This is a genomic window from Polaromonas sp. P4_F4 (assembly GCF_056401355.1).
In genome coordinates this window covers 1-13,172 of record NZ_JBFUJO010000008.1, presented here as the reverse complement: position 1 = coordinate 13,172, position 13,172 = coordinate 1, and the positions used below count along the sequence as shown (strand labels likewise).

General features: G+C 59.8%; 11 protein-coding genes and 2 pseudogenes. All 13 read left to right on the top strand.

Going from position 1 to position 13,172, the window contains the following annotated elements:
* The first annotated feature begins 8 nt into the window (after positions 1–8).
* A complete protein-coding gene (locus AC1DUR_RS10555; RefSeq protein WP_477721540.1) occupies positions 9–944 on the top strand; it encodes a diacylglycerol kinase catalytic domain-containing protein in 936 nt (311 codons plus the stop codon).
* Positions 945–1,002: 58 nt separating this feature from the next.
* Positions 1,003–1,866: a cysteine hydrolase family protein gene (locus AC1DUR_RS10550; RefSeq protein WP_477721539.1), complete on the top strand. Its 864-nt coding sequence runs from the start codon at positions 1,003–1,005 to the stop codon at positions 1,864–1,866.
* Between the two features lie 32 nt (positions 1,867–1,898).
* Positions 1,899–2,396, top strand: a pseudogene (locus tag AC1DUR_RS10545) (beta/alpha barrel domain-containing protein); the annotation flags it as partial.
* A 357-nt stretch (positions 2,397–2,753) separates the two neighbouring features.
* Entirely contained in the window at positions 2,754–2,972 is a 219-nt protein-coding gene (locus AC1DUR_RS10540; RefSeq protein WP_477721538.1) for a TA system antitoxin ParD family protein, read from the top strand.
* A gap of 86 nt (positions 2,973–3,058) precedes the next feature.
* Positions 3,059–3,313 (top strand): HigA family addiction module antitoxin, encoded by a 255-nt coding sequence (locus AC1DUR_RS10535; protein WP_477721537.1) that lies wholly within the window; start codon positions 3,059–3,061, stop codon positions 3,311–3,313.
* Between the two features lie 30 nt (positions 3,314–3,343).
* Positions 3,344–3,787: a hypothetical protein gene (locus AC1DUR_RS10530; RefSeq protein WP_477721536.1), complete on the top strand. Its 444-nt coding sequence runs from the start codon at positions 3,344–3,346 to the stop codon at positions 3,785–3,787.
* Positions 3,788–3,906: 119 nt separating this feature from the next.
* The gene (locus AC1DUR_RS10525; RefSeq protein ID WP_477721535.1) at positions 3,907–4,608 is read left to right on the top strand and encodes a BPSL0761 family protein; all 702 of its coding nucleotides are present in this window, start codon (positions 3,907–3,909) and stop codon (positions 4,606–4,608) included.
* Between the two features lie 386 nt (positions 4,609–4,994).
* Entirely contained in the window at positions 4,995–7,460 is a 2,466-nt protein-coding gene (locus AC1DUR_RS10520; protein ID WP_477721639.1) for a DUF6531 domain-containing protein, read from the top strand.
* 86 nt (positions 7,461–7,546) lie between these two features.
* A complete protein-coding gene (locus tag AC1DUR_RS10515; RefSeq protein ID WP_477721534.1) occupies positions 7,547–7,759 on the top strand; it encodes a hypothetical protein in 213 nt (70 codons plus the stop codon).
* A 16-nt stretch (positions 7,760–7,775) separates the two neighbouring features.
* Positions 7,776–8,120 carry a hypothetical protein gene (locus tag AC1DUR_RS10510; RefSeq protein ID WP_477721644.1) on the top strand — a complete coding sequence of 115 codons (345 nt, stop codon included), beginning with the start codon at positions 7,776–7,778 and terminating at the stop codon, positions 8,118–8,120.
* Positions 8,014–8,607 (top strand): annotated as a pseudogene (locus tag AC1DUR_RS10505) (DUF6531 domain-containing protein); the annotation flags it as partial. The gene AC1DUR_RS10510 and the pseudogene AC1DUR_RS10505, both read left to right, overlap by 107 nt.
* Before the next feature lie 27 nt (positions 8,608–8,634).
* A complete protein-coding gene (locus AC1DUR_RS10500) occupies positions 8,635–10,953 on the top strand; it encodes a LamG domain-containing protein (RefSeq protein WP_477721638.1) in 2,319 nt (772 codons plus the stop codon).
* An 86-nt stretch (positions 10,954–11,039) separates the two neighbouring features.
* Positions 11,040–13,172 (top strand): beta strand repeat-containing protein (locus AC1DUR_RS10495; RefSeq protein ID WP_477721533.1); only part of this gene is annotated, 2,133 nt, incomplete at its 3' end.

The window sequence follows — 13,172 nt, the reverse complement described above, 5'->3', positions numbered from 1 at the left end:
AAGCCAGCATGTCTGCAGCCGAGAACCGCAAGGTCGTCCTGGTGACGCGCCAGACCCGACTGGAAGAGCTGGTGGCGCGCTACCAGACCCTGGGCCAGGCCAGGTTCTACCTGGAGCACCTGGGTGCGGACTTCACGGACTACCTGCGGGAAAGCGAGGCCTATGCCTCCAGCCTGCGGGTGGTGGTGGAGGCGCTGCAGGCCTGGGGCCGCTACCAGATCATCGACCGCGCGCACCTGACCAACTACATTTTTGCGGCGGACGACATCGTGGTGACGCTGGGCCAGGATGGCATGGTGGCCAATACCCTGAAATACCTGAACGGCCAACCGCTGGTTGGCGTGAACCCGGAACCCAAACGCTGGGACGGCGTATTACTTCCCTTTGAACCGTTGCAGGTGGGCGCGGTACTGCCCGGGGTGGCCAGGGACAGCCGCGCCACCTCGCTGGTCACCATGGCGGAGGCCACGCTGTCTGACGGCCAGGTGCTGAGAGGCGTCAACGATTTGTTCATAGGCCCGAAAAGCCATACCTCGGCGCTCTACGACATCGAGTTTCGGGGAATGAAAGAGGCGCAGTCCTCTTCCGGTCTCATCGTCTCGACCGGACTGGGCTCCACGGCCTGGCTTAAAAGCATCGTCACGGGTTCGGTCGGCATTGCCAGGGCCGTGGGGCATGGGCAGGGCGATGGCTACGAACCCCTGCCCCGCGACACGGATCATTTGATCTTCGCCGTAAGGGAACCATTCGCCAGCCGGGCATCCCAGACCTCCCTGCTCTATGGCGAGATCGGGGAGTCGGAAGTACTGACGCTGCGTTCGCGCATGCCGGACAACGGGGTGATCTTCTCGGATGGCATGGAATCGGACTTCCTGCGCTTTACCGCAGGCATGGAAGCCCGCATCGGTGTTTGCGCCACTAAGGGCGTTCTGGTGGAGCAATAGCGAACCGCTGCTGCGAGAATCGGCGGCATTGCACCCATTCATATCAAAGGAGGACAACATGAAGAAAAACATCCAGCTTCTGATCATCGACCCGCAAAACGACTTTTGCGATCTGCCTGCCGATTGGCGGCCCATCGATCCCGTGACGGGGGCAATCACCTCTCCAGCCCTGCCCGTCGCCGGTGCCCACGCGGACATGCTGCGCCTGGCGAAACTGATACAGCAAGGCGCATCCGGCATCTCCGCCATCGGCGTGACGCTGGACTCCCACCACAGGTTTGACATCGCCCACCCGACCTTCTGGAAAACCGGTGCGGGTGAGGATGTGGGGCCATTCACGCCCATCACCGCCGCGCAGGTGCGCAAGGGCGACTACGTGCCCCAGGAGGCGTCGATGCTGCCCAGAGCACTGGACTACATCGACGAACTCGAGCGGCGCGGCCGCTACACCTTGATGGTGTGGCCGGTGCACTGCGAAATTGGCAGTTGGGGCCACAACGTCCATGCGGCGGTCAAGGCGGCTTACAACCTCTGGGAAGACAGCCAACTGGCCATGGTGCAGAAGATCAGCAAAGGCAGCAACCCCTGGACGGAGCACTACAGCGCCATGCAGGCCGAGGTGCCGGATGAAGACGATCCTGCGACGCAACTCAACACGGCCCTGATTGCTTCGCTAGACCAAGCGGACCTACTCGTCATCGCGGGTGAGGCCAGCAGCCACTGCGTGAAGGCGACTACCGAGCACATCGTCGAAAACCTTCCGTCCGGCAAAACCGGCAAAGTGGTGCTGCTCACCGACTGCATGAGTCCCGTTGGCGGCTTTGAGACGCAGCACCAGGCCTTCCTGGACGACATGGCCCATCGTGGCGTAAAGCTGTCGACCAGCGCGGAAATGTTGAGCACCTTGCAAGCCAACGCCTGACCGGCGTCCCTCTTCAATCACAGACCCCATTTATGCAACCCATCATTCAAAGCCTGCTGGATACCGACCTGTACAAATTCACGATGTGGCAAACCATGCTGCACAGGCATCCGCAGACCGATGCGGAATACAGCTTTGTCTGCCGCAACCAGCCGGCTTACCCGCTGAGCGAGTTGCTGGGAGAGGTCAATGCGCAGCTCGACCATCTCTGCACCTTGCGCTTTCAGCCGGAAGAACTGGCCTACCTCCGCGGCCTTCGCTTCATGAAAAGCGACTTTGTGGACTTCCTGCGCATCTTCGAGTTCCAGCGGGAATTCATCACAGTTACGGTAGACGGTCCCACGCTGGCGATCAAGGCCGTGGGCCCGCAGGTGCACACCATGGCCTTCGAGATCTTCGTGCTGGCCATCGTCAACGAGCTGTACTTCCGCCGCTTCGACCAGGGCGCCGCCCTTGTGGAGGGACGAAGGCGCCTGCAGGACAAGATAGCCATCCTGCGTGCGTTTGAAAAGGAACCCTCGCTGCGCAATGAGTCGTTCTGCAAGACGCAATCGTTCTGGGGTATCCCGGACGACCAAAATTCCGGTGCGCTCATCGGCCGCCACTTCCTTGAGTCTGAGCATTGTCTTGAGCATGCTGCTCAGGTATTTGATGTCCGCGTTGGTGACCCGAAATGAACGAATGGTGTCGTGCTGCTTATTGGACTCTGCCATCCGCATGCGCAACCCTGGCGGCTTTTTTCAAGGTTTTTCAGTTTTTCGTGCTGCACCGCTAATAGTTGCTATTGACACAAGATTTTGCCTATCTATTCTGGGAGTCTGTGGTCTTTGTGCTTAAAAGATTGCTTGAATACGTTTAATGAAACCCTTTTTTAAAGGAGTGCCGCTATGGCTGTCGCCATGAAACTTTCTGATGACCTGGTGGAAGACGCAAAGATCGCTGCGGCGGCTGAGCATCGTTCTGTTCCCAAGCAGATCGAATACTGGGCGCGTATCGGCAAGGCTGTTCTGGACAACCCAGATCTCCCCTTGCGGATGATCCAGGACACGATGTTGTCCCTTGAGGAGGCTAAAGCTGGCCAGGTCTCGGCCTACCAGGTCGGGTAAGGGATGGKAGCTTGGCCAAGTCGAGTTCGACTGGATCATGGTTAGATTGCGATCGCAGTTCCTGTGAAGCCTCAAGGAGACTGAACGTGACACGTATGCATAACCCACCCCATCCCAGTGAGGTGCTCAAGGAATACCTGGGCGACAGAGCTGTCACCGAAACGGCTGTGAGGCTTGGTGTGACCCGAGTAACGCTGTCGAGAATTGTGTCCGGCACTTCTGGTGTTTCAGTCGACATGGCTTATCGACTCGGTGATGCCTTTGGAACAAGTCCTGAGCTATGGGCAGGCATGCAATTGCAGTACGATTTGCACCAGGCAGGCACGCACAGAAGAAGATGATCCGAGAAGGATCTTCGAAGGAGGCTGGAAGTGAACAGCAGGAAACGAAAACGCAGCGTAAGCCAACTTTTCCATGCAAGGCTTCATAACTCCAGATTTTTCTGGCAATCGGCTGAGGACAGAGATTGGGTAAACATGGTTCCAGTTGGTGGGGAATTTGGAAGCCCGGACTACGACCGATTGGCGCAACAGGATTTCAGTGATTTGAGGTCGAATTTATCTAGCCTCGTCAATAAATGCAGCGATTCGAGTGTGGACAGTGACGCCCCCTCTGATCCCACTCAACGCAAGCATGCGGTCAACCTGCAAATCGCGCTCCATGAACTTGGACAAGATGTAAACCTTGCTGTGGCCGCGGCCGTGTGGAGACACCATTCCAACTCATTGATGGCTGGTTGGATGTCTGGGGCAGAAACTGTTGCTTCAGTTAAAAGAACGCTATTTGCCTACTGCGCACGGAATCCAACGGATTGAGATCATTTCTTGAGTCTAAATTGAGGCCAGTGGTGACTTCATTGAAGGTATCGAGGACTTATCCGTATCCCGGGTTCGCCAATTGAAATTGAAACAGGAAATGAAATAAGGGAGTCGTTATGACCACGCCAGCAGAGCGAACCCGTGCATTGCGATGGGCGGGCGAATTCATCCAGGAGCTTGTCACCACTGGTGAACTCTCGGAAAAGCGTAAGCACGAAGCCCTGGTGATCCTGCGTCATTACCCAACCGCAACGGAAATCGAGCTCCAATTCGCTATCGGAAGGTATGACGTTGCAGAGGGGCAGTCCCCTGGTATTAAGGTTCCTCCGGAACGGGGCTTCAACACCTTGGACCAACTGGAATCAAAGTCTATTGAAGGCCTGCAGGATCCGAAGCTTGAGCCGTTGCTCCGCAACCGCGGCCGCTTTGCGCATCTATACGGCGTGCTTACCGCCCAGGAGATGGCTGATCACCTGAAGTGTTCGCCGGAGGCGGTTTATGAACGCGCGGTCGCCGGCGAATTCATTTTCCTTTCATCGCCAGCCCGAGTCGATGACCGGCGCTACCCCGCATTCCAACTCGATGAACGCCTGGACAAGTCGCTGCTGAAGCAAACCATCCAGGAATACCGAGACGCCGACGTCAACTCGACCCTGCTCTGGGTTTTCTTGCGGAGCCCGCAAAAGATATACGCCGGCCTGACCGCCATTGAAATGCTGCTGGGCGGTATGCCCCCTGGATATGACACGCTGACGCCCGACGAAAGGACCGAGATCTTCCTCGATGTGGTGGCCGAAGAGCTTTCGCGCGTGCGCTGAGCCTTTCTATTCATGAGCGACTTGATGCTCTTCCTCGACATCGATGGCGTGCTGCACCCGTGGAGGCGCGAGCCTACCTTTTGCCGGTCTTCCAGGATCAATTGTCCCATCTCCCCGAGTGACATCGCTTCGTACTGAAAGTCCAAAAAAAAGTTGATTGCTCAATGCCAGACCGATGACGAGCGGCACGCCCGGTTCTTGGCGATCATCGGAGGCAGTGCCACTTCGCAGGCTTGGTCTCGGCAGTCCAGAGCGGCGGTTGCTGCAGTGGCTTCGACGCGACACTGCCCTCCAAATAGAGGACGACAGAACCGCACCCCGCCGCTAGACTGCGACGCACATTCGCCTAACTTGGCGAGATAAAAAAATGGGGCGGGGGGAAATCAATGCGTTTATTACAGCCGCTTGCATCGGGCACGATGCGGGTGAGTCGACTGCGGCCCTTATTCTGGGCGCGGTGGTGCGTTATCGCCTTTTTCGCCATCTGCGCCACGGGGGGTGTTGCGCCCGCCTTTGCTGGCGTTAACGCGCCAACAAATAGTGGTACCTGCGTTAATGCAGCGCCGTCAAATTTCACCACCAGTAATGTTGATGAGTGCTATGCCGCGTGGCAGGCGAGGGACGGAGGGATTCACCTTCAATACTGCATCACGCGTGGCGGGTCGATGCAGTACGGGGCCAATTATTATTCCAACGGTCGACTGTATGCGGAGGGGTATGCTTGCCAGCCCGCGTCCGTCGGCGGTGGCGGCATGGCGTTCTATCCTATTTACTATTGCCCGAGTGGTGAGACGCCTGAGATGGGCGTGTGTCCAGATGTTGCGCCCACACTGAATCCAACGCCAAAGCCAGAAAAAAATCTCCCATCCGACCGTCCTGGCTGCCAGAAGACAGCACCAGACCAGGGCAACCCAATCAACGCTGCGACTGGACTCAAGCATCAAACTGAGTTGGATTACGAAGCCGTGCAAGGCCTGGCTTTCCGGCGCATTTACACGAGTGTCGGTGCCGATGTCAGCTCGCCATTGGCCGGTCCATTTGGGGGAGTGGGCTGGCGCCTGGACTGGCACCGTGCCGTAGTTGGCAACGCCTTAACCGCCTCGGTAATCCGAGGGAAGGGTGCGATCCGTACCTACACGTTAGTGGCTGGCGTATGGACAAGTGATGCAGATATTACTGCCACACTAACGCGCAAACTAAATGCGTCGAGCCAGTTGATCGGTTGGTCATACGTGGTCGAGGATGGCAGCATTGAGCAATATAGCGCCGCCGGTAGGCTGACTTCTGTCGCAGACACGGCGGGGCGGACCACCACCTTAAGCTATAGCGACGGCACCACCCTTGCCCCGAATGGCGGCTTCGTTTTGGATGGTGCTGGCGCACCAACATCCACCGCTCTGGCCGCCGGATTGCTGATCCGTATCACCGATCCGCAGCAACGCAGCATCCGTCTTGGGTACGACGCGCAATTGCGTGTAGTCAAGATGACGGATCCCGTTGGGGGCGTGTATAGATATGCCTACGATACCGTTGGTAACCTGGTCTCCGTCAGTTATCCGGACGGGAGCGGCAAACAATACCGCTACGAGAACGCTGTTTATATTCATGCCCTGACCGCCATCATTGACGAAAAAGGCAATCGTTACGCTGAATGGGTCTATGACGAACAGGGCAGGGCCTTGTCTAGCGAGCACGCTAACGGCGTGGAGAGGACCACCCTTACCTACAACTCAGACGGCACCACGAGTACCACCAATGCGCTGGGAATCGCTCGTACGCAAACTTTCCAGGTTCAGCAAGGCGTGGCAAAGAGTGGCGGGTTTCTTCAGCCTGGGGGCAGCGGTTGTGCGGCGGCCGCCTCAAACTTTACCTATGACGCCAACGGTAATATTTCCAGCGGCACGGATTTTGCTGGCACCAAGGTGTGCTACGCCTACGACAGCAGCAACCGGGAGATCGTGCGTGTGGAGGGGCTTGCCAACACGGTCGATTGCACCACGGTCACACCTGTAGGTGCAACGCTGCCAACGGGAGCGCGCAAGATCACCACCAGCTGGCATGCGGACTGGCGCCTGCCCACGCAAGTGAGCGAATCACTGCGCAAGACCAGCACCGTCTACCACGGCCAGAGCGACCCCTTCAACAACAACGCCACGGCAAATTGCACCGTCGCAGCCGCTTTGCCCAACGGCAAACCCGTGCCGCTAGCATGCAAAGACGTGGAAGAGGCCATCCTGAGCAACGGCACGCCCGATCCTGCAGTTGCGGCCAGCACTAGACAATTCACTTACGACGCATCTGGCCGGGTCTTGACCAGTGTGGATGCCAACAACCGCACGACCACCTATGCGTACTACAGCGCCGCTAGTTTCACGGGTGTGGATCCGAATGCGATCGGCCATTCCGCCGGCGACCTGCAAAGCATCACGAGCGCAGCTGGTCACGTGACCCAGTTCACGCAGTACGACCGGGCGGGCAGAGTGCGGCAGATGATCGATGCCAAGGGCGTGGTGACCGACACCGTGTACACCCCGCGCGGCTGGGTGGCCAGCGTCACCACCACGGCGCCTGGAGGCGTTGGGCGCACCACGAGCTACACCTACGACGGCGTCGGCCAGCTCACCCAGGTCAGCCAGCCCGACGGCACCACCCTGGGCTACAGCTACGACGCGGCGCACAGATTGGTGGGCGTTACCGACGCCCGCGGCAACGCCGTCAGCTACACCCTGGACAACGTAGGCAACCGCATCGCGGAGGAAGTGCGCGACCCCACCGGCGCCCTGCAGCGCTCCATCAGCCGCTCCTTTGATGCCCTGAACCGGCTGCAACAAGTCAGCGGCGCTGCCCAGTARGYGCCGGGCAAGTAAAACCAATAACAGATCGAACAAACACCGCAAACCACAAAAGCGGTGCTGCAACCACCCGGGAGGGGTACAACATGARCAAGCTTCAGGGAMTAGTGAGTAACTTCGGGCMGGCCATCCGGCTGCTGCGCACCCTGTGCGTTGCCGCCCTCATGCTGCCGGCGCTATCGGCGCTGGCACAAACAGCGAGCAGCACCACGCTGGGAGCCAGCACCTTGAGTGCGGGAGCGGCGGCGCAGCCGACGGTCTCCCTCCTGTTGATTCATTTCCAAAACTGCGCCATTTAGAGAACACTGGCTCAGCTTGCGTGATGAATCAACAAACAGCACTCCGCTCAAGATCGCGCGGCCCTGCGCCGCATGTCGGTTGCTTATTCCAGGTGAATACTTCCCTTTGGGAAAACCTGCTGTCAGACATGCCAGGGTTGGCGGGCTCAAATGCCTGCTCGACACTTCTCCCAATATTAAAAAGAGGGTGGAATTCAATGCACAAGCGCTTCTTTCGTTTGAGGCGCTTGCACAGCGTTTTCGCAGCGCGTCCGATGCTTCAAAGCGCTGCCATTATTCGTGCTTCTGTTTTTTCTCGTGTGGCGGCATGTTTGACCATGCTTTTGGCGTCCACTGGGGCAATTGCTGCTACCTGCATTGAGCTTGAGGCTTCGCTGACTGCGATCGGCAACCAGGCTTATGCGGATCAGCACGTGAATGTCGTTTACTGTTTGTCTCTGTATCCCGATGGCTATGTATGCGGCTCTGATATTTTTTATCATATCGAAAGTCAAGAATCCAACGGTAGCCAACAGCGGCGAATTGCGTATCGGTATGTGGGGCCAGCATCAACAGGCAGCGTTGTGTCTTTGTGGTTCACCCCATGGGAAAGCTGTACGGTGTTTCCACCACCCCCCGAAATTGAATCTTCGTCCCAAAGTTGCAAACCGCCACCCGCCGGTTTCAAGACCCTTCACCCCATCCTCCCCGCCACAGGCGAGAAAGTACTAGACCATGAAGACCATGTAGGACGGGGCGCTGACGCACTAAGCCTCGTCAGAAGCTACAGAAGCAGCCGCATAGTAGGCGCGCAGACCGGAGCGGCAGCAGCAGGCTTGGGCCAGAGCTGGTCACACAACCACAGCACCCAGCTCATGCAAGTAGGAACTGCAGGCATGGCAGGCAGCGCAGCGCGCATTCTCTTCGGAAACGGCAGCGTACGCGCCTTCAGCTGGGATACCAGCAGTAGCACCTACAAGCCAACCAACAGCGCCGACCTCCTCACGGTCAATCAATTCCAGGGCGCAGCAGGGCTGCTGTATCAGCGTCTGGACGATGACAGCCGCTGGCAATTTGATGCGGCAGGCAAACTGCAGACGGTGACCCAGAGAAACGGCTGGGTCAACACCTACAGCTACAGCACCGCCAGCACCCCGGTGAGCGTCGCATCGGTTGCAGGGCTCCTGATCAGCGTGAGCAACCAGTTTATGAGAACGCTAAGGTTTAAGTACAACGCGGCCAGTCAGCTGACGAGCGTGACGGCTCCTGACGGTCGGATCACCAGCTACGGGTACGACGGCACCACCGCGACAGCCCGTTTGACCACGGTTACCTATCCGGCAAGCACCGGCACGGTGAGCAAGACCTACCTATACGAGAACGCCACATTCCCGCAGCTGGTCACGGGCATCATTGACGAGACTGGCAACAGATTGGCAAGCTACGCATACGACAGCGAGGGCCGGGCCATCAGTTCCCAGCACGTAGGTGGTGTGGACCTGTACAGCGTGAGTTACCCCGCCTCGGAAGGCGCAGCCACCACGGTCACCGACCCCCTGGGCACGGTCCGCACGTACAACTACGCCACCAGTCAGGGCAAGCTCGCGGTGACGGGTGCCAGCTTGCCTAGCGGCTCTGGCGGCAGCGACGCAGCCAGCCGGGTGCAGGATGCCAACGGTTTCGTGACACAAGAGACTGACTTCCTGGGCGTGAACACCATGTACACCTGGGACATCAATAGGCGCTTGCCGTTGACAACCACCAAAGCAGCGGGTTTGCCAGAAGCGCAAACCGTCACCACCCAGTGGCACGCTACGTACAGACTGCCCGTGCTCGTCACCGAGGCCGGCCGCAGCACCGCCTATACCTACGACGCTCTGGGCAATATGCTGACCAAGACGGTGACTGATACCGCCAGCAGCGTGAGCCGCACGACCACCTGGACCTACAACGCCACAGGCCAAGTACTCACCGCTAAAGGCCCGCGCACCGACGTCGATGACACCACCCGCTACGCTTACTACAGCACCTCAACGGATTTCACCGATCATTCGCTTAGTCCGGATCCCTCCTTTGACTATGTAAGCTTGCTGTTGCATGGTGACGGTGCGGATGGCGCCACCTCAATTGTTGACGACAGTCCTTACCATCGGACTGCGACGCCGAGCGGCAATGCCAAGATCAGCATAGCGCAAAGCAAGTTTGGCGGGTCCTCGATTGCGTTTGATGGCGTTGGCGACTATCTGTCCATTCTGTATAACGCTGATTTTGCTTTTGGTGCGGGTGACTTCACCATTGAAACGTTCGTGTACAAGAGCGCTAACAACGCCAATAGCAGCAGAATTTGGAATCCCAACGGCGATTATTACGATGGTGTCGTGGCCTCGATTGATCCGAATGGCAACTTTAGCGTCTATGTGTCCACCAACGGAACGAGCTGGACACAATCCCTGCCTGTCGTTGCCAATCTGGCCAATGGCCAGTGGTACCACCTGGCGATCACGCGCAGTGGGGGTTCCATCTTTGCCTTTGTCAATGGCGTCAAGTACACCGTTACGACAGTGCTGGGGACGAGCCCGCTGTACACCAACACGGGAGTGAGCCGCGTCATTGGCGGGCAAATCGGTGTCGACCGGGCCTTGAACGGCTACATCGATGAATTCCGTATCACCAAGGGCAAGGCCCGCTACACCGCCAACTTCACCTCGCCCACGCAGGCTTTCCCGAATACCGGGATAGTTCTCGACCCCAACGCCGTCGGCCAAACTGCTGGCGACCTGCAAAGCATCACCAATGCGGCCGGTCACGTGACCCAGTTCACCTTATACGACGCAGCCGGCAGAGTGCGCCAGATGGTGGATCCCAAGGGAGTCGTGACCGACACCGTGTACACGCCACGCGGCTGGGTAGCCAGCGTCACCACCACGGCGCCTGGAGGCGTTGGGCGCACCACGAGCTACACCTACGACGGCGTCGGCCAGCTCACCCAGGTCAGCCAGCCCGACGGCACCACCCTGAGCTACAGCTACGACGCGGCGCACAGATTGGTGGGCGTGACCGACGCCCGCGGCAACGCCGTCAGCTACACCCTGGACAACGTGGGCAACCGCATCGCGGAGGAAGTGCGTGACCCCACCGGCGCCCTGCAGCGCAACATCAGCCGCTCCTTTGATGCGCTCAACCGCTTGCAACAAGTCAGCGGCGCCGCCCAGTAAGTGCCGGGCAGTAAAACCAATAACAGATCGAACAAACACCGCAAACCACAAAAAGCGGTGCTGCAACCACCCGGGAGGGGTACAACATGAGCAAGCTTCAGGGACTATTGGGTAACTTCAGGCAGAGACTGCGCCAGCCTGACGGCAGGCCGTCACAGGCACCGGCTACTGGCCGAACGAGACAGGCCATCGGGCTGCTGCGCACCCTGTGCGTTGCCGCCCTCATGCTGCCGGCGCTATCGGCGCTGGCGCAAACAGCGAGCAGCACCACGCTGAGTTCCAGCCTGAACCCCTCCGATGTGGGCCAGAGCATCACACTCACTGCTACGGTCACCGGCAACAAACCCAGCGGCACCGTCACCTTCATGGACGGCGCCACCGTGCTGGGCAGCGGCACCCTGGGCGGCAACGGCAACAGCAGCCGCACCGCCACCTATGCCAGCAACACCCTGACGGCGGGCAGCCACAGCCTGACCGTCGTCTATGCGGGTGATGCCAAAAACAGCGCCAGCACCTCGGCCGTGCTGACCCAGACCGTCAACAAGTTGAGCACCAGCACCACCCTGGCCTCCAGCGCCAACCCCGCCAGCTACGCCCAAAGCATCACCCTGACCGCCACCGTCACAGGCAATGCACCCACGGGCACGGTCACCTTCATGGATGGTGCCACCACGCTGGGCACCGGCACCCTGACGGCCGGCGTCGCCAGCTTCAGCAGCAGCACGCTCACCGGGGGCGTGCACAGCCTCACCGCCGTTTATGGCAGCGACACCATCAACAACACCAGCACCTCTGCCGCGTTGAGCCAGACCATCAACAAGACCGTCACCAGCACCACGCTGAGTTCAAGTGCTAGCCCCTCGACCTTTGGCCAGAGCATCACGCTGACAGCGACTCTCAGTGGAGGCGGCAACCCGGGTGGCGCGGTCACCTTCATGGACGGCGCCACGACGCTGGGCACCGGCACCCTGAGCGCCGGCGTGGCCACCTTCGCTACCTCCACGCTGAGCGTGGCCAGCCACAGCCTGACGGCCGTTTATGACGGCGATGCCAACAACACCGGCAGCACCTCAACCGCTGTGACGCAGGTCGTCAACCAGGCCACGACCACGATCAGCCTGGCTTCAAGTGCCAACCCCAGCACCTACGGTCAGAGCATCACGCTGACAGCGACCCTCAGTGGAGGCAGCAACCCCAGCGGCACGGTCACCTTCATGGACGGCGCCGCCACGCTGGGCACCGGCACCTTGAGCGCCGGTGTGGCCACCTTCGCCAGCAGCACACTGAGCGTGGCCAGCCACAGCCTGACGGCCGTTTATGGCGGCGACACCAACAACGCCACCAGCACCTCCGCCGCGTTGAGCCAGACCATCAACAAGACCGCCGCCAGCACCACGCTGAGCTCCAGCCTGAATCCCTCCAGCGTGGGCCAGAGCATCACACTCACTGCTACGGTCACGGGCAACAACCCCAGCGGCAACGTCACCTTCATGGACGGCACCACCACCCTGGGCACCGGCACCTTGAGCGCCGGCGTGGCCACCTTCGCCACATCCACACTGAGCGTGGCCAGCCACAGCCTGACGGCCGTCTATGCGGGCGATGCCAACAACACCGGCAGCACCTCGGCCGCTGTGACGCAGGTCGTCAACCAGGCAACGACCACGGCCAGTCTGGCTTCAAGTGCCAACCCCTCGACCTTCGGCCAGAGCGTCACACTGACGGCAACCGTCACGGGCCAATCCCCCAGCGGCACGGTCACCTTCATGGACGGTGCCACCACCCTGGGCACCGGCACCCTGAGCGCCGGCGTCGCCACCTTCGCTACCTCCACGCTGAGCGTGGCCAGCCACAGCCTGACGGCCGTTTATGCGGGCGATGCCAACAACACCGGCAGCACCTCGTCTGCGGTCGCTCAGGTAGTGAACCAGGGGGCGAGTACAGCCACGCTGGCTTCCAGCGCCAACCCCGCCACCTACGCCCAAAGCATCACCTGGACCGCCACCGTTACCGGCAATGCGCCCACCGGCACGGTCACCTTCATGGACGGCGCCACCACCCTGGGCAGCGGCACCCTGGGCGGCAGCGGCAACAGCCGCACCGCCACCTATGCCAGCAACACCCTGACGGTGGGCAGCCACAGCCTCACGGTGGTCTATGCGGGCGACGCCAACAACGCCAGCAGCACCTCCGCCGTACTGAGCCAGACCGTCAACAAG